17 protein-coding genes and 1 riboswitch are annotated in these 18,215 nt (G+C 69.0%); of the genes, 7 read left to right on the plus strand and 10 right to left on the minus strand.

Translation table 11 applies throughout. From position 1 onward, the window contains the following. The first annotated feature begins 134 nt into the window (after positions 1 to 134). Together B7495_RS00290 and B7495_RS00295 are read left to right on the plus strand one after the other, a co-directional pair. The gene (locus B7495_RS00290; protein ID WP_088454822.1) at positions 135 to 650 is read left to right on the plus strand and encodes a DUF664 domain-containing protein; all 516 of its coding nucleotides are present in this window, start codon (positions 135 to 137) and stop codon (positions 648 to 650) included. 145 nt (positions 651 to 795) lie between these two features. Beyond that, a complete protein-coding gene (locus B7495_RS00295) occupies positions 796 to 1,425 on the plus strand; it encodes a hypothetical protein (protein WP_088454823.1) in 630 nt (209 codons plus the stop codon). 88 nt (positions 1,426 to 1,513) lie between these two features. On the opposite strand, the gene B7495_RS00300 is transcribed toward B7495_RS00295, so the two are convergent. The 3 genes from B7495_RS00300 to B7495_RS00310 form a co-directional block, all read right to left on the minus strand. Continuing rightward, entirely contained in the window at positions 1,514 to 2,686 is a 1,173-nt protein-coding gene (locus B7495_RS00300) for an IS30 family transposase (protein WP_088454824.1), read from the minus strand. Positions 2,687 to 2,775: 89 nt separating this feature from the next. Continuing rightward, positions 2,776 to 3,345 (minus strand): gluconokinase, encoded by a 570-nt coding sequence (locus B7495_RS00305; protein WP_088454825.1) that lies wholly within the window; start codon positions 3,343 to 3,345, stop codon positions 2,776 to 2,778. Positions 3,346 to 3,347: 2 nt separating this feature from the next. Beyond that, the gene (locus B7495_RS00310; RefSeq protein WP_088454826.1) at positions 3,348 to 4,742 is read right to left on the minus strand and encodes a GntP family permease; all 1,395 of its coding nucleotides are present in this window, start codon (positions 4,740 to 4,742) and stop codon (positions 3,348 to 3,350) included. 254 nt (positions 4,743 to 4,996) lie between these two features. Between B7495_RS00310 and B7495_RS00315 the strand changes: the two genes are divergently transcribed. After that, positions 4,997 to 5,737, plus strand: coding sequence for a FadR/GntR family transcriptional regulator (locus B7495_RS00315; protein WP_151199498.1), 741 nt, complete (start codon positions 4,997 to 4,999; stop codon positions 5,735 to 5,737). 12 nt (positions 5,738 to 5,749) lie between these two features. On the opposite strand, the gene B7495_RS00320 is transcribed toward B7495_RS00315, so the two are convergent. The 4 genes from B7495_RS00320 to B7495_RS00335 all read right to left on the minus strand — a co-directional run bounded on the left by B7495_RS00320 (position 5,750) and on the right by B7495_RS00335 (position 12,142). Beyond that, positions 5,750 to 7,036, minus strand: coding sequence for an ATP-binding protein (locus B7495_RS00320; protein WP_088454828.1), 1,287 nt, complete (start codon positions 7,034 to 7,036; stop codon positions 5,750 to 5,752). Between the two features lie 119 nt (positions 7,037 to 7,155). Continuing rightward, entirely contained in the window at positions 7,156 to 8,214 is a 1,059-nt protein-coding gene (locus tag B7495_RS00325; protein ID WP_088454829.1) for a hypothetical protein, read from the minus strand. Continuing rightward, positions 8,215 to 9,444 (minus strand): aminotransferase class V-fold PLP-dependent enzyme, encoded by a 1,230-nt coding sequence (locus B7495_RS00330; RefSeq protein ID WP_088454830.1) that lies wholly within the window; start codon positions 9,442 to 9,444, stop codon positions 8,215 to 8,217. Between the two features lie 85 nt (positions 9,445 to 9,529). Beyond that, a complete protein-coding gene (locus B7495_RS00335; RefSeq protein WP_168195269.1) occupies positions 9,530 to 12,142 on the minus strand; it encodes an excinuclease ABC subunit UvrA in 2,613 nt (870 codons plus the stop codon). Positions 12,143 to 12,229: 87 nt separating this feature from the next. On the opposite strand from B7495_RS00335, the gene panD reads away from it, so the two are divergent. Further along, positions 12,230 to 12,643 (plus strand): aspartate 1-decarboxylase, encoded by a 414-nt coding sequence (gene panD, locus B7495_RS00340; RefSeq protein WP_088454831.1) that lies wholly within the window; start codon positions 12,230 to 12,232, stop codon positions 12,641 to 12,643. Positions 12,644 to 12,649: 6 nt separating this feature from the next. On the opposite strand, the gene B7495_RS00345 is transcribed toward panD, so the two are convergent. Together B7495_RS00345 and B7495_RS00350 are read right to left on the minus strand one after the other, a co-directional pair. Then, complete coding sequence (locus B7495_RS00345; protein ID WP_088454832.1) at positions 12,650 to 12,973, minus strand: multidrug efflux SMR transporter; 324 nt, start codon at positions 12,971 to 12,973, stop codon at positions 12,650 to 12,652. A gap of 9 nt (positions 12,974 to 12,982) precedes the next feature. Continuing rightward, a riboswitch (guanidine-III (ykkC-III) riboswitch) is annotated at positions 12,983 to 13,047 on the minus strand. A 52-nt stretch (positions 13,048 to 13,099) separates the two neighbouring features. After that, positions 13,100 to 14,071, minus strand: coding sequence for an FKBP-type peptidyl-prolyl cis-trans isomerase (locus tag B7495_RS00350; protein WP_088454833.1), 972 nt, complete (start codon positions 14,069 to 14,071; stop codon positions 13,100 to 13,102). Between the two features lie 311 nt (positions 14,072 to 14,382). Here B7495_RS00350 and B7495_RS18975 point away from each other — a divergent pair, with 311 nt between their 5' ends. The 3 genes from B7495_RS18975 to B7495_RS00360 all read left to right on the plus strand — a co-directional run bounded on the left by B7495_RS18975 (position 14,383) and on the right by B7495_RS00360 (position 16,760). Then, positions 14,383 to 14,526: a hypothetical protein gene (locus B7495_RS18975; protein WP_158253860.1), complete on the plus strand. Its 144-nt coding sequence runs from the start codon at positions 14,383 to 14,385 to the stop codon at positions 14,524 to 14,526. 81 nt (positions 14,527 to 14,607) lie between these two features. Then, entirely contained in the window at positions 14,608 to 15,045 is a 438-nt protein-coding gene (locus B7495_RS00355; RefSeq protein ID WP_088454834.1) for a metalloregulator ArsR/SmtB family transcription factor, read from the plus strand. Further along, entirely contained in the window at positions 15,042 to 16,760 is a 1,719-nt protein-coding gene (locus tag B7495_RS00360; RefSeq protein WP_240632319.1) for a SulP family inorganic anion transporter, read from the plus strand. The genes B7495_RS00355 and B7495_RS00360 overlap by 4 nt, the downstream gene beginning before the upstream one ends. On the opposite strand, the gene B7495_RS00365 is transcribed toward B7495_RS00360, so the two are convergent. After that, positions 16,757 to 18,040: a LuxR C-terminal-related transcriptional regulator gene (locus tag B7495_RS00365; RefSeq protein WP_240632320.1), complete on the minus strand. Its 1,284-nt coding sequence runs from the start codon at positions 18,038 to 18,040 to the stop codon at positions 16,757 to 16,759. The genes B7495_RS00360 and B7495_RS00365 overlap by 4 nt on opposite strands. Positions 18,041 to 18,215: the final 175 nt, after the last annotated feature.

Raw genomic sequence — 18,215 nt, forward strand, 5'->3', positions numbered from 1 at the left:
CGGTCCTCGGCGCACGGGGTTCAGCCGACTTGGTGTCTCGGATACGAGACACTTGCCGGATCACCACAGCGGGCTAGGGTGGCGCGTGAACGGGTCCTCGGGTGGGCCGGTCGTCGACCCACAGGAGGTACCGGATGCTGTCGACCGACCTGATCACGGATGCGTTCGGCCGTGTGCAGGGGGCTGTGCACGCCGCCCTCGTCGGAGCCGGCCCCGAGCTGCTGGGGTACCGGGCCGACCACGAGGCGAACACCATCGCGTGGCTGGTCTGGCACCTCACCCGGGTGCAAGACAACCACGTGGCCGATCTCATGGGCGAGCCCCAACTGTGGACGTCGGCGGGCTGGCAGAAACGGTTCAACCTCCCCTTCGCGCCGACGGCGACCGGCTACGGCCAGGGTTCGACCGAGGTGGCCGCGGTGCGGGCCGGTGCTGACCTGCTGCAGGGTTACTTCGACGCGGTGCACGAACGCACCCTCGGCTACCTGGCCACCCTGCACGAGGACGATTTCAGTCGTATCGTCGACACCCGCTGGACCCCGCCGGTGACCCTGGCGGTGCGGCTGGTCAGCGTGATCGCCGACGATCTGCAGCACGCCGGCCAGGCCGCGTACGTGCGCGGGTTGGCGCAGCGGGCGGGCCTGCTCTGAGCCGGGCCTGCCGCGCTTGCCTGCCTTGCCTGCCGCGAGAGCGGCCGCGTGGCTGCGTGTGGCCGCGGAGGTGACCGTTCGACCGCTCTCGCGAGAGGGATCGCCCGGCTAGGCTCGGTGTCAGCACCTCGACACTGGAGAGCCCGTGGCCCACTCGTATCCGCTGTATGTGAACGTGCTGGCGCAGTGCTTCTGCTGCCAGTCGCTGCAGCCGTTCCACTTCACCTCGGCGACCGACCAGGTCGTGTGCGGCCATTGCCTGCGCCACCTCGGGCCCGAAAAGGCCGAGCAGCGCGACGCCGACCACATCAAACTGTGGCTGGGGCAGTTCGCCGCGCAGCAAGAGACCCTTCAGGAGCTTGACGCGACGACCACCGCGACGATCGCCGAGCGGGACGCCGAGATTGCGGCGTTGGCCGCCCAGGTCGCCGACCTCACCGGCATCGTGGCCGGCCGCTTCGACCGCGGGCCCGACGCGGGCCTGCGCGGCCTGCTCGAGACCGAGGTGCTCAAGCGCGCCGAGCGCAAGGCCGAGCTCGGCCAGCGCCGAACGGATGCGGCCATGGCCGTGCTCTGGGAGATCGACAGCCTGCATCGGGTGACGCCCGCCGACCCACGGCACTGCGGATGCGGCAGGTCGGCCGCCGCCTGCCCCGAGACCCGGGCGCTGGGATCGATTCGCCAGGCGCTGGGCGACTGGGAGAGCAAGAACCGCAAGCTGCACGCCGCCGGCCAGCGGCACGCGCTGCCCGCGGGGCATCCCGACCTGACCTGACGCGCTGCGCATCCACCCTGACCGCACCCGCACCAGCAGACAACTGTTCCCGGTGCGGACATTTGCGGCCGGTGTGCCGGGGGTGGATTCAACTGGTCGATGCAACACCGCTGTTTTCTTGGTCTGAGAGTAGCTGATGCAGGGCTTCTCGCGGGGTGGCTGCGTCGAGCCGTTTTCGTGGTCGGTCGTTGAGCTTGTCGGTGACGAATTCGAGGTATTCGGGGTGGTAGCCGGAGAGGTCGGTGCCCTTGGGGAAGTACTGCCGTAACAGCCCGTTGGTGTTCTCGTTCGAGCCGCGCTGCCAGGGCGAGTGCGGGTCGCAGAAGTAGATGTCGATGCCGGTGGCGATGGTGATGTCTCGGTGCTTGGCCATCTCGATGCCTTGGTCCCAGGTCACTGTTTTGCGCAGTTCTGCGGGCATCTTCTCGATCGCGATGATCATCTGGTCGCGAACCTCGATCGCGCCGTGTTTCTCGGGGAGGTGCAGCAGCATCAAATATCCGGTTGCGCGCTCAACCAGGGTGCCGATCGCTGAGGCGTTTCCGGCGCCGGTGATGAGGTCGCCTTCCCAGTGGCCGGGAACGGCGCGGTCTTCGACCTCCGCGGGCCGGTCGGTGATCATGACCATGTCGCGGATGCGCGATCCGGGTTGTTGCCGACCCTGAGATTTGCGCAACGTCCGCCCGGTCCGCAGCGCCGTAACCAGGTCGCGGCGCAGCTGGCCGCGCCCTTCAACATAGAGGGCCTGATAGATCGTCTCGTGAGACACCCGCATCTCCATGTCGTCGGGGAAGTCTCGCCGCAGCCGCAGACTGATTTGCTCCGGGCTGTGTTCGGCGCTCAACCCAGTTTGCACGTATTCCAGCAACCGGTCGTTATTGGCCAGCTTCCCGCCGCGGGGCCGGCGCGCTCGATACCGGGACTGTTGCTCAGCGAACGACGGACGATACCCGCGCCTCGTCATCCCGCCGCGCAGTTCGCGGCTGATCGTGGACGGCGCCCGCCCAAGCCGGGCCGCGATCGAGCGCATGCTTTCGCCTTGAGAACGGCCAAACCAGATCTCCTCCCGATCGAGGAACGTCAAACGGCTCGACGGGTCAACGCGCGGGGGAACCATCCCGCCAGCCTGACTTACCCAGTTCGCAGCCGTCGACCGATTCACCCCCGCGCCGGCAGCCGCATCCGTGACCGTGCCGCCGACCCTGAGCTCCTCCCAGAACCGACGACGAACCTCACGCGGAAACCCAACACGACCACCCATAACCAACACCTCAATCAATCAGGTGTTGCAACGACCCCCTGAACCCAAGGGGCGCAGATGTCCGAATCGGGCACTGATGTGGCGCTGGACTAGCGGGCGACCGAGGACTGGCCGGGGTCGGGGGCGCCCAGGGCCGACGAACCGGGGCTCGGCGTGAGGCCCAGGCGGCGCACGATCTCGGCGGCCTCCTCGGCGGGCTTCCGGCCGGCATCGATGGTGATCGCGTTCTCGTCGGGCTCCGGCGGCTCGAGCGCGTCCACCTGCGAGTCGAGCAGCGAGGTGGGCATGTAGTGGTCGTGCCGGGTGGCCAGGCGGCGCCCGATCAGGTCTTTCGACCCGCTCAGGTGCACAAAGATCACGTTGTGCTCGCGCAGCACGTCGCGGTAGCGGCGCTTGAGCGCCGAACAGGTGATGATGCCGGGCACGCCCGCCATGGAGTGCTCGATGATCCACGAGGAGATCGTGTCGAGCCACGGCGCGCGGTCTTCATCGTTGAGAGGCTCGCCAGAGGACATCTTGTCGATGTTCTCCTGCGGGTGCAGGTCGTCGCCCTCTTCGAGGTCCCAGCCGAGCTGGCCGGCGAGGATTCCCGCCACGGTGGACTTGCCGGATCCGGAGATTCCCATGATCACGAGCACGGGTTGCTGATTCTCGAACATGGCTAGATCACGACGTTCAGGAGGAGGACGCCGGCCAGGCCGGTGACGGAGATAAGGCACTCCATGACCGTCCAGGTCTTCAGGGTCTGCGGAACGCTGGTGCCGAGGTACTCCTTGACCAGCCAGAAGCCCGCGTCGTTGACGTGCGAGAGGAACAGCGAACCGGCGCCGATGGCGAGCACCATGAGCGACACATCGGTGGAACTCAGGCTCGCGGCGACCGGGGCGAGGATGCCGGCGGCCGTGACCGTGGCGACGGTGGCCGAGCCGGTGGCAACGCGCACCAGCGCGGCGACGACCCAGGCCAGCAGCAGCACCGAAACGCTCGACCCGTTCACCGCGTCGGCGATGACGGTTCCGATGCCGGTGTCGATGAGTACCTGCTTGAACCCACCGCCGGCGCCGACGATGAGCAGGATGCCGGCGATCGGGGGAAGCGAGTCAGCGAGCGACTTCGAGACCGCAGCGCGGTCCATGCCGCCGCCGCGACCGAACACGATCATGGCGTAGATCACGGCGATGCCGAGCGCGATCATCGGGGTGCCGAGGAAGTCCAGGGCGGCGTTGAGCGGGTCAGTGGAGTTGGGGTTGATGGCGTCGGCGATCGAGCGGGCGAGCATCAGCACTACCGGCAGCAGGATGCCCGAGACGGTGGCGATGAAGCTCGGGCGCTTAACGTTCTCCTCGAGGCCCTGGTCGGCGGCGGTGATGAACATCTCGGGAACGGGTACCTTGACCCAGCGGGCAGCGAACTTGCTGAATAGCGGGCCGGAGATGATCACCGTGGGAATGGCGATGAGCACGCCGATGGCCAGGGTGAGGCCGAGATTGGCGTTCAGGGTGGTGACGGCCACGAGCGGTCCGGGGTGCGGCGGCACCAGGCCGTGCATGACCGACAGGCCGGCCAGCGCCGGGATGGCGATGCGGATGAGCGACTGGCCACTGCGCCGGGCGACCAGGATGATCACGGGGATCAGCAGCACGAGGCCGACCTCGAAGAACATCGGCAGGCCGATGAGGCCACCGATCAGGGCCATGGTCCACGGCAGGGTGCGCACGCTCGAGCGGCTGACCAGCGCGTCGACGATGCGGTCCGCTCCGCCGGAGTCGGCCAGCAGCTTGCCGAACATGGCGCCGAAGCCCACGAGCACGCCCACGCCGGCCATGGTGGAGCCGAAGCCCGCACCGAAGCTGGTGACCGCGGCGTTGGGGGCCATGCCGGCGCCTACGCCCACGCCGACGGCGCCGATGGAGAGGGCCAGGAACGGGTGCACCTTGAGCCAGGTGATCAAGACGATGATCACGGCGACGCCAATGATCGCCGCGAGAATGAGTTGAAGGGTGCTGCCGGCGGGAACCACTGGTTCCACCGCCTGAATCGCGCGGGTCACATTCATCTCGAGAATCCGTTCCGAGGCCGCGTCCCTGCGACCCCTTCGTCATGTGGTGAACACGCACGTCTCCCTCATGTCGCCGGATGCGGCATAGTGAAGGAGGAAGTACGTAATCTGATTAATCTGATTAATCGGATTTATGAAGTGTTACACAACGACGGTGATCTGGTCAACAACACCGTACGGGCAGAGTGCGATGACGCAGGCTGGAACAGATCGGTGCGACGAGGTCGCGTCGGGGGAGTGAGGGTGTGACAGTGACTGCAATAGCCGAAGAAACGTGGCGGGACCGGGGATTGCACGCCCGGGTGGTGAACGCGCTCGGTCAGGAGATCGTCGACGGCACCTACCAGACGGGCGACATCCTCAATCTTGACACGCTGAGCGAACGCTTCGCCGTGTCGCGCTCCGTGCTGCGGGAGGCCCTGCGGGTCTTGCAGTCGGTGGGCATGGTGGAGCCCCGCCAGCGGGTGGGCACCCAGGTGCTCGCCCGTCGGTCGTGGGACCTGTTCAGCCCGCAGATCATCCAGTGGCGCGGCCAGGGCGACTACTTCGCCCAGATGCGCGAGATGCTCGAGGTACGCCTGGGCATCGAACCCGTGGCCGCACGGCTGAGCGCCCGACTGATGGCGCCCGAGGAACGGGAGGCCGTCGCCCGGGCCGCGGCCGTCATGGTGCAGGCCGACCAGGCGCGAGACGGCCGGCGTTTCCTCGAGGCCGACGTCGAGTTCCACACCCTGATCCTGCAGGGCTCGGGTAACGCGGTGATGGGTCACTTCGCGAGCACCGTGGCGGCCCTCTTGCGCACCCGGGAGCAGGAGAAGCGCTTCACGATCACCGAGTACACCCCGGCATCCGCCCATCGGCACAACGACCTGGCCGCGGCCATTGCGGCGGGCGACGAGGATGCCGCATACGCCTCCGCCTATGCCACCCTCGAGGCCACCCTCACCGAGTTCGTGCAGGAGTCGGCCGACGTCAACAGCACCGCCGGTTAGAAGCCGGCCGGCTCAGAGCCGGGCGAGCCGGTCGATGTCCTCGAGAAACTCGGCGGCGACCTGCGCCGAGACCGTGGTGCGGGTGCCGCGGATGCCGGCCAGATAGTCCTGGGTGCCCGGCCCGCCGGGCACGGACTCGTCGGCGCCCGCGGAGAGGGCATCCTCCAGGGCCTGCTGGGAAGCCCGCCGGGCGGCGTATTCGATGTCGGCTGGGGAGAAGCCGTCGCTGGCCGCGACGAGGGCCGCGAGGTCGACGGTGCCGGCCACCGCCGGGGGAATGTAGCGCTCCCAGATGGCCTGCCGGGCGGCGGCATCCGGCAACCCGATCGGCACCACGTAGTCGAATCGGCCGTGCCGTAGGAACGCCGAGTCGAGGGTGCGGATGAAGTTGGTGGCGCAGACGAGCAGCCGCCCGGGCCGCTCGCGAAACGCCGGGATGAGCTTGAGCAGCTCGTTGGTCACGCCCTGCAGCGGCGAGGGCGGTTCGCCACCACGCTGGGCGGCGATCTCCTCGACCTCGTCGATGAAGACCACAACGTGGTCGAGGTCGTCGATCTTGTGGAACGTCTCCCGCAGCGCCCCGGCCAGTCCGTGCGGGTCGCTGGCCAGCCGGGAGGGGAACACCTCCACGAACGGCCAGTCCAGCCTGGACGCGATGGCCTTGGCGAAGGTGGTCTTGCCGGTGCCGGGCGGGCCGAAGAGCACCACGGCCTTGGGCGGCACAACGCCGTATTGTTCGGCCATCTCCGGCCGGGCCAGGGGCATCACCAGGCGCCGCTCGAGCAGTTCCTTCTCGCGCACCATGCCACCCACGCTCGCCCACAGGTCCCTCGGCAGGATGCGCCCGCCGAGGTCGGCCAGGGCCCTGATCGACTGGCCCTGCACCGGGATGCGGCGCTCGAAGTAGCTGAGGTGGTTCTTGATTTCGAACCCGCGGTTGAGGAACGCGTCGACCCTGGTAGCGGTCTCCGGCATCAGCGCGGAGAGCTTGGTCAGGCCGTGCGGCGCCATCCGTCGTTCGAGGGCGGCGAGCAGGGCCGAACCGATGCCGTGGCTCTGCCACGGTTTGGTGGTGGCGAGGAACACGATCCAGCCCTGCGCGTGGGCGGCCCGGCCGACCGCGGCGCCGACCACCTCGTCGCCGTGCACGGCCACGACGGCATCGTCCTTCTGGCAGGAGGCGAGCACCTCAGACAGGGCGTAGACAGGGTCGGTGCTGGAGGCGGTGATCTCCTCCCACAGGCGCAGGATGCCGTCGAGATCGTCGGTATGAAAGTCGCGGATACGCCACTCGGTCATCGGGCTCCCTCGGTGTGTGAGGTCACTATGCCACCCTCCCTACCGCGACCCGTGACTCAATCCCCACAAGTTTGCGATTCTTGGGGCTTTCCTCACGGTTCGCGGATGGGCGGGCCCGGCTACTGCAGGCCGTCGACCGAGACCAGGCCGTCGTGGCGGCGGCCGTCGAAGATGATCGTGGGGATCTTCACGGTGGCGATCTTCTCCTCCACGAGGGTCTTGTTGGCGGCGATGATGTCGGTAACCGTGTCCGAAGCGGCCTCGGTCACGACCGCGTCGATCTGGTCGGCGGAGAGGCCGAACTCGCCGAGCCAGTCGACCAGGGTCGCGGTGGCCTCGTCGGAATCCATCGAGTTGATGGTTTCCTGCCACGGCAGGCCGGTTTCGGCCTTTTCGGTGAAGATGCGCTCGAGCACCTGCCAGTCGACGGGGGTCTCGGCGCCGTCCAGCGGGTGCAGCCGCAGGGCCTCGAGGTACTGGGTCACCAGCAGCGAATTGGGGAACTTGTAGCCCTCGGTGCCCGCGATCGGGTAGGCGATGTAGGTGAGGTTGTAGGCCGATTCGAAGCCTGCCTCCTCGATGTTCTGGAACAGTGCCTTGCAGAAGGTGCAGCCGGGGTCGATGACCTCGACGGCGACGGGGTTGGCGGTGTCCTCGGTGAGGTAACTGGCGTTGGCGGGCAGGTAGTCCTCGGCGGTCCAGGTCTGCAGGCGGGCCGGGATGGCCGCGAAGGTCTCGCCGAGGCTGCCGAATTCGTTGCCGAATGCGCCGAGCACGTCGAACTCACCCAGCGACTCCATGAAGCCCGGCGTCTCATCCGGGATCGAGCAGGCCTCGGCGCCCAGGGTGCAGGATGCCGAATCCTGCTTGTTGCAGGTGCCGTAGACGTAGAGGTTGACGGCGCTTTTGACCACGGTGTAACCCGACCAGAGGGTGGTGACCAGAACGAGCACGGCAAGGATCTCGAGGCCGATGCTGGCTGGACGCACGAGCCCCGGCCGGCGCACGGCGATCGGCGCGAGCAGGTGGTCCTTGATGTCCTGCTTGAAGGTGGTGTCGCAGGGCCGGAAGGTGACCCGGCGCCAGGTGCAGTTCCAGGCCTTGCCGACGTAGCGGCGGTACTTGGCCGAGAAGGCGGCCATGACGACCAGGACGATGAATGCGGCGATGCAGAACACTTAGGAGAGGCCTTTCATCAGCCGGGTGAGGGCCTGCGTGGCCGAGTCGATGTCCGACTCGGTCGAGTGCAGGCCGAGGGAGAGGCGCAGCAGCGGGGGTAGCCCGAGCTGTTCCTTCAGGTAGTGGTGGGCGCAGAAGTAGCCGCTGCGCACGGAAATCCGCGAGTGCGAGAGGAACACCGCGAGCCGGTGCGAGTCCTGCGCGGGCGCGTAGAGGCTGATCACCGGGCTGGGCTCGGTGTTCAGCAGTGTGAGTCCGGGGATCTCGGCGAGGCCGTCGTGGAGCCGCCTGGACAGGCCGGTGATGTGCTCGGCGGGGGTGAGCCCGCCGGGGCGGACGTCGCAGAGCCACTCGATCGCCCGGCCGAGCGCGATGATCTCGCCCCAGGCCTGCAGGCCCGGTTCGAGCAGCGCCGCCGGGTCACCCTGAACGAGGTCGAAGTCGTTCTCGCGCACGTCGGAGACCATGCCGCCGCCCACGAAGCCGAGCTCGAGGGAGGTGAGCAGCTCGTGCCGCGCCACGACGACGCCGAGACTTGCGGCGTACATCTTGTGGCCGGAGAAGCAGACCGCATCCGCCTCGGTCTTCTGCAGCAGCGCCCGGCTGTGGCCCATGGCCTGGGCGGCGTCGACGATGACGATGCCGCCGCGGGCGTGGGTGTCCCGCACGAGGTCGGCGAGGTTGCTGAGCTGGCGGCCGTCGATGTTGGACGTGGCGTTGACGACGACGACGGCCTTCTCCAGCTGCGCGGGCTCGTAGAGCAGGGCGCCGTCGGCGGCGCGACCCAGCACCAGGCGGTCGACGCCCAGCCGGCGGGCGGCGGTGATGGTGGGCAGGAACACCGAGTTGTGTTCGACGTGGCTGGTCACGACCCTGGTGAAGCGGCCCAGCGGCAGCTGCTGCAGGAGCAGGTTGAGGCCGTAGGTGGTGTTGAGGGTGAACGACACGGCGTGGCTCCTATTCGAGAGCCCGAGCAGGCCGAGCACGGCCTTGCGGGTGTCGGCCACCGCGGCATCGACCTTCAGGCCCCAGGCGTATTTCACCCGTCCGCCGCAGGCGTTATAGGTCGTGTAGTAGTCGGTGAGGGCGTCGATCACGGGCTGCGGGCGGAGGCTCTGGCAGGCGGCGTCGAGGTAGACCTCACCGGCTTGCAGGTAGCCGAAATCGCCCGATTGACCCGTGTCGAGTCGCTCGGCGGCGGGCCTGCGGAACAGCGTGCTGCGCTTCATAAGGTCTCAACTCCAGGCTCAGCTTAGATTCGCGGCTGTTCCGGGAATGGGGACCAAAGTCCCGTTTGACCGGGTGTAGCACCGTTTACACAGCCAGCTCCAAGCGTTGGGCGAGGTAGGGCGCCGTGCGGCTGTGCGGATGCGCCGCGACAGTCGCCGGAGTGCCCTCCGCCACGATGCGGCCGCCCGCGCTGCCGCCGGCCGGGCCCAGGTCGATGACCCAGTCGGCCGCGGCCACGACGCCCATGTCGTGCTCCACCACGACAACGGTGTTGCCCGCGTCGACGAGCCGGCCCAGCTGCGTCATCAGCAGCTCCACATCGGCCGGGTGCAACCCGGTGGTGGGCTCGTCGAGCAGATACAGGGTGTGGCCGCGACGGGCGCGCTGCAGCTCGGTGGCCAGCTTGATGCGCTGTGCCTCACCGCCGGAGAGCTCGGTGGCCGGCTGGCCGAGCCGCAGGTAGCCCAGGCCCACCTCGCGGAGGGTCGCCAGGCTGCGGGCGGCGCTGGGCACCTCGGCCAGGAAGTCGGCGGCCGCGTCGACGGTGAGTCCCAGCACGTCGGCGACGGACTTGCCGTTGTAGAGCACCGCAAGGGTCTCGGCATTGTAGCGGGAGCCGCCGCAGGTCGGGCAGGGTGCGTAGCTGCCGGGCAGGAAGAGCAGCTCCACGGCCACGAAGCCCTCGCCCTGGCAGGTGTCGCAGCGGCCGCCGGCCACGTTGAAGGAGAACCGACCGGCGCCGAAGCCGGCGGCCTTCGCCGCATCCGTCGCCGCGAAGGTGGATCGCACGGCGTCGAACAGGCCCGTGTAGGTGGCCAGGTTGGAGCGCGGGGTGCGGCCGATGGGCTTCTGGTCCACGCGCACCAGACGGTCGATGGCCCCGGCACCGGTCACCGTGTCGACGACGGTGCTGGCACGGTCCGCACCGGTCTCGTCGTCATCGGCGTCCTGGGCGGCCTGCTGGTCGGCCGCGCCGTCTCCGGCAACGCTGGCGGCGGGCCCGGCGTCGACCGGGCCCTGGCGCAGTTCCCGGCCTACGGCATCCGCCAGCACCCGGCTGACCAGGGTGGACTTGCCCGACCCCGAGACACCGGTGACGGCGGTCAGCACGCCGAGCGGCACCTTCACGTCGAGGTCGACAAGGTTGTGCCGGGTGACGCCGGTCAGGCCCAGCCAGGCGGCCGGCTCACGGTGCGCCGGCGCCGCCGAGTCGCCCATGGAGGGGAACAGGTAACGGCGGGTGACGGAGGTCTCGACCTCGGCCAGCCCCGGCACCGGGCCGCTGTAGAGCACCTCGCCGCCACCGTCGCCCGCGCGCGGGCCCACGTCGACGAGCCAGTCGGCGCGGCGCACGACGTCCATATTGTGTTCGACCACGAAGACCGAGTTGCCGGATGCCTTGAGCTGTTCGAGCACCACCAGCAGCGGTTCCGCGTCGGCCGGGTGCAGCCCCGCGGAGGGTTCGTCGAGCACGTAGATCACACCGAACAGGCCGCTGCGGAGCTGGGTGGCGATGCGCAGCCGCTGCATCTCGCCGGGGGAGAGGGTGGGGGTGGCCCGGTTCAGGCTGAGGTAGCCCAGGCCCAGGTCGATGAGCACCTCGAGGCGGCGCACCAGGTCGCCGGCCACGGTGACGGCCACCTCGGTGACCTCGCCGGACTGCGCGGAGCGGTGCGACCCGGTGGCCCCGGTGAGCTCGGCGGTGGGCCGCAGCACCTCGGCGAGGTCGCTGAGGGTGAGGGCGTTGAGTTCGTTGATCGGCCGGCCGGCAAAATGAACCGCGAGGGCCTCGGCGCGCAGGCCGCTGCCGCCGCAGAGCCGGCACGGGCCGGTCTCCACGAACGCGAGCACCCGCTGGCGCATCTGGGCGCTCTTCGAATCGGCCAGCGTGTGCATCACGTAGCTCTTCGCGCTCCAGAACCGGCCCTTGTACGGCTTGGCCACCCTGTCTCGCTGCGGGGTGACCTCCACGACGGGCTGCTCCTCGGTATAGAGGAGCCAATCGCGCGACTCGCGGCTGAGCTGTGACCACGGCACGTCGATGTCGTGGCCCAGCACCCCGGTGATGTCGCGCAGGTTCTTGCCCTGCCACGCGCCGGGCCAGGCTGCGATGGCGCCGTCGCGGATGCTCAGGCTCGCGTCGGGCACCAAGAGGGGTTCGGTGACGGTGTGCGAGATGCCCAGGCCGTGGCACTCCGGGCAGGCGCCGGTGGCCGTGTTGGGCGAGAAGGCGTCGGAGTCCAAGCGCAGGTCCGACCCGGCGGGGTAGGTGCCGGCGCGGGAGTAGAGCATCCGCATCGAGTTGGACAGGGTGGTGACGGTGCCCACGCTGGAGCGGGAGCTGGGCGAGCCGCGGCGCTGCTGGAGGGCCACGGCCGGCGGCAGCCCGGTGATGAGGTCAACGTGCGGGGTGTGACCCTGCTGGATCAGGCGGCGTGCGTACGGCGCGACGGACTCGAAGAACCGGCGCTGGGCCTCGGCAAAGATGGTGCCGAAGGCCAGGGACGACTTGCCCGAGCCGGAGACTCCGGTGAAGGCGACGATGGCGTCGCGGGGGATGTCGACGTTGACGTCTTGCAGGTTGTTCTCCCTGGCACCGCGCACACGCACGAAGCCGTCAGCGCCTGGGTGGGCGGCGAGGTCCGCCGGAAGGGCCGGAGAAATGGGTGCCGAAGAAGTCAAGGGAGAGTGAGGCATTCGATCGACTCTAGTTCGGCCCCCTGACACTCGACCCTGCTCGGCACGCGTATCGTGGAGAAGTTGATCCCCGAAAGGCTCTTTCCGATGCGCCGCACCATGTTCAAGTCCAAGATCCACCGTGCCACCGTGACGCACTCCGCCCTGCACTACGTGGGGTCGCTGACCGTCGACCTCGACCTGCTCGACGCGGCCGACCTGCTGCCCGGCGAGCTGGTGAGCATCGTGAACGTCAACAACGGCGCCCGCTTCGAGACCTACCTGATCGCCGGGGAGCGCGGCAGCGGTGTGATCGGCGTCAATGGCGCGGCAGCACGGATGGCGCACGAGGGCGACCTGGTCATCATCATCTCCTACGCCCAGATGGGCACGAAGAAGGCCAGGGTCTACCAGCCCACCGTCGTGCACGTGGATGCGCAGAACGCGATCATCTCGGTCGGCACCGACCCGGCCGCTGCCGACGGCGATGACGACCTGGAGCGCCCGCCCCACGCGCTCTGAGCGCGGCTAGTGGCCGCCGTCGACGAGCTTCAGGCCGATGACGCAGCCGACGAGGCCCAGGATGAGCAGGATTTTGATGAGCGACGCCGGTTCGCCGCCGAAGATCATCGCGTAGAGCACGGTCAGCGCCGCGCCGATCCCCACCCAGACGGCGTAAGCGGTGCCGATCGGGATGGTGCGCATCGCGAACGCGAGGCCGGCCATGCTCAAAACCAGGCCGGCACCGAAGATCACGGTGGGCCAGAGCTTGGTGAAGCCGACGGACTTGCCGAGGGCCGTCGCCCAGACGGCTTCGAGAACACCGGACACGATCAAAATGATCCACGACATGAGAACTCCTATGGCCAGTCTTGTCGCGTGCCGGGTACTGATCCGTCGTCCGGAACCGCGGTGAGCGGTCTCCCAGAAGACTAGCCCGGCGGCCTGTGCAGACACTGGGCAGGCCGCCGGGGACACTTAGGCTGCGGCGATGATGTCCACGACGAAGACGAGAGTGTCTGTTTCGCTGATGCCGGCCGTCTCGTTACCGCCCTCATAACCCAGCTCGCCCGGCGGGATGACAATGACCACCTGGGAGCCGACGGTCTGTCCGACCAGGCCCTGGGTGAAGCCGGTGATCAACCCGGAGACCGGGAACGACGTGGGGCCGACACCCCAGCTCTGGTCGAACATCTTGCCGGTGTCCCAGATGGCGCCGGTGTACTGCACGGTCACCGTGGAGGTCTCCGTGACGGCCGCGCCGTCACCCTTCTTGAGCACCTCGACCGCGAGGTCGGTGGGCGGGTCGCTCTTGGGCATGGTCACGGTGGGCGCGCCGTCATCGGCGAGCTTCACGGTGGGGAAGCCGTCCGTGGGCTCCTGGTCTTCCCCGGTGGCGCGGGTGGGCAGCTTTTCCTTGATGTCGATCACGAAGAGCAGCTGGTCGGTGGCGGCCACACCCAGGTCGGTGTTGCCGGTCTCGCCGAAGCCGTCGGCCGGCGGGAAGACCACGGCCACCCTGTCGCCCACGTTGGAGCAGGCCACACCCTTGAGGATGCCCGGGATGACGCCCTGGCCGTTGACGACGTTCACGGTGAGGCCGGCGGCGTCGCCGAAGCCGCCGGCGGTGAGCTTGGCGCCGGTGGTGGCGTTGTACGCGGCGTAGGAGATCGCCACGGAATCACCCTCCTCGATGGCGTCTCCGGTGCCCTCCGTGATGACGGTGCGTTCGGTCGCTTTCGTGGCCAGAGGGGCCTCGAAGGTCACGGTCGGTTCGGCTGCGGCATCACCGGCGACGGTGACGGCATCCGACGTCGCACCCGGATCGGTGCATGCGACCGGGGCCGTCGTGGCCGACGGTGTCGGCGACGACGCGGGTGACGCCGCGCAGCCGGTCAGGGCGACGGCGGCGACCGCCGTCAGGGTGAGGAAAGTGGGAAGTGTACGCACGCAGGTGTCTCCAGTCAGATTCGGGCCTCGACCAGTCTGGTCCCCGCACCTATGTATGTGCTGAATCGGTGTGCTCCCAGCCGGCTCACAGACCCGCCGATTCGGGACCTTCGTCCCCTGACGGGGGGAAGTGCGGAGATCTAAACTGATTATTCGGCCCCGGGAATTCGTCAGGCCGAGCAGGTCGATGGTGACCGAAACCCACCGACAGTGGCGCCACGCTCATCACGGCAACCTCCTGATTGACGCCCTGCCCCACCCATCGAACGCCGCTCGATGTGGTGACAGCACGTCAAGAGAAAGAGCAATTCGTGTCCGACCAAAAGTCGACCTCAGTAAACGCCGTCAGCATGGACCGCTGGGAGAGCCTCAAGCGCGAGTACTTCTGGCGCACCCACCGCAACGTGCCCGCCGCCGCCCCGGCCGCCACGGTAGCCGACCCCAACGCGGAGTAGCCCGAAGCCCGGCCGTTTGCCGGCACCGGCGACGGGACCTTGGTCCGGGGTTATCCGCTGGTAGCGCGATATGATGAATTCATGGAACCGCTGAATGACGACCCGACCGGCACCTTCACGGATGCGAACCGTCCGCTGTATGAGGTGAAGGCCAACCTGTTCAAGGGGTTGGCGCATCCGGTTCGGGTGCGGGTGCTCGAGGTGCTCGCCCACGCCGACACCGACCTGTCGGTCTCCGACCTGCTCGCCGACACCGGCCTGGAGGCCTCGCACCTCTCCCAGCACCTGTCGGTGCTGCGCCGGCACAACCTGGTGGTGGCTGAGCGCCGCGGCAGCCTGGTCTTCTACGGCCTGGCCTACCCGCAGGTCGCCGATCTGCTCGCGGTGGCCCGGCAGCTGCTCGTCGAGATTCTCGAGACCACCCAGCAGCGCCTGATCAGCACGGTCGGCCGGCCCCGGCTCGGGTCGACGGATGCGGCGTCCAACGCCGCCGTGTCCAGTGACGCGGTGTCCCGGTGAGTGTGATCACCGTCGCCGCCGGCAGGACCGGCCGTTACCTGCGCGCGCTGTTGCCCAGCTGGCAGGATTACCGCGATGTGAAGCGCACCTGGCGCGGCGACATCGTGGCCGGCCTCACCGTGGGCATCATTGCGCTGCCGCTGGCCCTGGCCTTCGGGGTCAGCTCCGGCGCCGGCGCCGAGAGCGGCCTGATCACCGCCATCGTGGCCGGTGTCATCGCCGCGGTGTTCGGCGGCTCCAACATCCAGGTCTCCGGCCCCACCGGCGCCATGGTCGTGGTGCTCGGTCCGGTCGTGGCCGCCCACGGCGTCGGCGTTGTCGCGGTGCTCAGCCTCATGGCGGGCCTCATCGTGATCATTGCCGGCGCCCTCAAGCTCGGCCGAGCGGTGACCTTCATCCCGTGGCCGGTGATCGAGGGGTTCACCCTGGGCATCGCCGTCATCATCTTCCTGCAACAGGTGCCCGCCGCGATCGGTTCCAAGGCCGGGCCGAGCAGCAATGCCTTCGTGGCCGCCGTACAGTCCTTCCAGACCGTCGACTGGTCCACTGTGCTCGTCCCTGTGGCCATGGTGCTCATGGTGGCCGCGATCATGCTGCTGGCTCCCCTGGTGCACAAGAAGCTGCCGGGGTCGATCGTGGCCATCATCGTGGTGACCGTTGTCGCCAACCTCGCCAACCTGCCGCTGGCCCGCATCGGCGAGCTGCCCAGCTCGCTGCCGGCGCCCGCGCTGCCGCAGCTTGATGCCGGCCTGCTGAGCTCCCTGGTCGGCCCCGCCCTCACCATCGCGGCGCTCGCCGCGATCGAGTCCCTGCTCTCTGCGCGGGTGGCCGTCACGCTGTCCGACACCGGCCCGTACGACGCCGACCGCGAGCTCGTGGGCCAGGGCCTGGCCTCGATCGCCTCCGGCTTCTTCGGCGGCATGCCGGCCACCGGCGCGATCGCCCGCACGGCGGTCAACATCCGCTCGGGCGGCCGCACCCGGCTGGCGGCGATCGTGCACTCGATCGTGCTCGTCGGCGTGGTCTACCTCGCCACCGGGGTGGTCTCGCAGATCCCGCTCGCCGCGCTCTCCGGGGTGCTCATGGTGACCGCGGCCCGGATGATCTCGATCGCCACCGTGCGAAGCATCATCGGCTCCACGGGGTCGGATGCCACGGTGTTCGTCATCACCGCCCTGGTGACGGTATCGGTCGACCTCATCGTGGCCGTGGGCATCGGCATCGCCGTCGCCGCGTTCTTCGCGCTGCGGGCGGTGTCGGCCTCCAGCGGCGTGCACCGGGAGGAACTGCCCGGCACCCCTGTTCCCGGCGACGAGCGCATCGCGCTGTTCAGGCTCGATGGCGCCCTGTTCTTCGGTGCGGCCGAGCGGATGCTCGAACGGGTCAACCAGACCAGCCACATCACCGTGGTGATCATCCGGATGTCGCAACTGCAGATCCTAGACGCCACCGGCGCCCGGGTGATCACCGAGATGATCCAGGCGCTCGAGCGGCGCGGCATCACGGTGCTCGTCAAGGGCATCCAGCCGCGGCACCTCAAACTCGTCACCCGGGTGGGCGTGATCACGTCGCTGCGGCACCGCAACCACCTCTTCATCGACCTTGACGCCGCGATCGAACACGCCCGCAGCCACGTCACCCGGGCCGCCACGGCCGGCGGCGCGGATGCCGGCGACTACGGCTGGACCAGCGCGATCCGGTTGCCCAAGGACTAGCGGGCCAGCGAAGCCAGCTCGGCGCGGGTGGAGGCGCCCACCTTGCGCAGCAGGTTGGCCACGTGGAACTTCACGGTGTTCTCGCTGATCAGCAGCTCGCCGGCGATGGCCTTATTGCGCGCGCCGGAGGCGACCAGCGCCAGCACCCCCTGCTCCCGCGGGCTCAACCCCCACTCGGTGGCGGGGGCCAGCGGGGCCGACGGTGGGTCCAACGGCAGCGACACCGTGAGCTCGGAGCCCCAGCCGGCGGTGGCCTGCACGCCGAAGGTGCCGCCGAGCGCGGCGACCCTGGCCGTGAGAGGGACGACGCCGGGGGAGTCCGTGCTGAGAACGCCCGCGCCGTCGTCGCGGATCTGGATCAGCAGGTTGCTGCCGTCGCAGTCCCACTGCACGCGTACCCGGCTTACCCCCGCCTGCTCCACCAGGGCCAGCACGGCGCCGCGCACGATGGCGCGGCCCGCGTGCGCGACCTCACCGGGCAGGGCTGGGCCGTTCGCCGGCGGCTCGACGAACTGCACGTCGAGGTCACCGAACCGCACCAAGGGCCTCAGATCGTCCCGCAGCCTGGCAAAGGCCGCCGCCACCGGTTCCTGGGCGAGTGAGCGGTCCCGGTCCGACACCGCGCGCAGGTTCACCATGGCGCTCGCGGCGAGATCGGTGGCGGTCTGACGGGCGGCCTCGGCGCTGACCGTGGGCGAGCGCAGCACCCCGAGCAGGGATTCGAGAGTGGTCGAATGGGCATCCGTGAGATCGGCTATGAGCTTGGCACGCTCGGCCGACGCGGGCCGCGAGTCGAGCAGGTGGGCGGGACTGGCCGCGGCCACCTGTTGGCGGATGCTCGTGGCCACGAGCTGCCACAACCGGCCGACGAGCGCGAGGGTCGCCTCGGGGTCGGCCGCGCCGGCCGGCGTGAGTTCGGGGTCGGCGAGCACCAGCAGGGCGCCGGTGGAAGCAGTCCAGGCCGTGATCGGGCGATCGGTGCCACCGAGCACGGCACGGCGGCCCCACGGGTCGGACGGTTCGCTGGTGAGCGAGCGGCGCACGGCGTCGAGCTCGACGAGGGTGACTTCGTCGATGATCGACGCCTCGCCGGCCGTCTTCCGCGGTCGGCCGGTGCAGTCATCTGTGCAGTCGTCGGTGAGAATCAGCAGCGCGCTGTGCCCGATGAACGGCTCGAGAAGGGCCGAGAAGCCGCCGGCGACGTCGGGCGGGGAGCTCTTCACGACGCCGTGCAGGGCGTCGAGCAGTTCCATTGAGCGGGGGTTGGCGAGCGACTTCACCGCGTCAGCCTACCCGGATCTGGCCGTCCGGCCTGACTGCCCCTACCCATCCGGGTGGGCTCGTCATCTCCGCCCGGCCACGGATGGCCCCGCCGCGACTTGCACCGAATCGCCGCTCCGCCGCCCGCAGAGGGACCATTTGCGGCAAGTCAGCAACCCGCACTGTCACGACTTG

The sequence above is a fragment of the Cryobacterium sp. LW097 genome (assembly GCF_002205495.2).
In the GTDB taxonomy this organism is placed as follows: domain Bacteria; phylum Actinomycetota; class Actinomycetes; order Actinomycetales; family Microbacteriaceae; genus Cryobacterium; species Cryobacterium zongtaii.

What these genes read in the sequence shown, in the direction of transcription:
- B7495_RS00345 (WP_088454832.1), bottom strand. Translation starts at nt 12,973, where the DNA reads ATGTCGTGGATCATTTTGATCGTGTCCGGTGTTCTCGAAGCCGTCTGG.
- B7495_RS00305 (WP_088454825.1), bottom strand. Translation starts at nt 3,345, where the DNA reads ATGTTCGAGAATCAGCAACCCGTGCTCGTGATCATGGGAATCTCCGGA.
- B7495_RS00335 (WP_168195269.1), bottom strand. Translation starts at nt 12,142, where the DNA reads ATGCCTCACTCTCCCTTGACTTCTTCGGCACCCATTTCTCCGGCCCTT.
- B7495_RS00290 (WP_088454822.1), top strand. Translation starts at nt 135, where the DNA reads ATGCTGTCGACCGACCTGATCACGGATGCGTTCGGCCGTGTGCAGGGG.
- B7495_RS00355 (WP_088454834.1), top strand. Translation starts at nt 14,608, where the DNA reads ATGGAACCGCTGAATGACGACCCGACCGGCACCTTCACGGATGCGAAC.
- B7495_RS00300 (WP_088454824.1), bottom strand. Translation starts at nt 2,686, where the DNA reads ATGGGTGGTCGTGTTGGGTTTCCGCGTGAGGTTCGTCGTCGGTTCTGG.
- B7495_RS00320 (WP_088454828.1), bottom strand. Translation starts at nt 7,036, where the DNA reads ATGACCGAGTGGCGTATCCGCGACTTTCATACCGACGATCTCGACGGC.
- B7495_RS00310 (WP_088454826.1), bottom strand. Translation starts at nt 4,742, where the DNA reads ATGAATGTGACCCGCGCGATTCAGGCGGTGGAACCAGTGGTTCCCGCC.
- B7495_RS00330 (WP_088454830.1), bottom strand. Translation starts at nt 9,444, where the DNA reads ATGAAGCGCAGCACGCTGTTCCGCAGGCCCGCCGCCGAGCGACTCGAC.
- panD (WP_088454831.1), top strand. Translation starts at nt 12,230, where the DNA reads ATGCGCCGCACCATGTTCAAGTCCAAGATCCACCGTGCCACCGTGACG.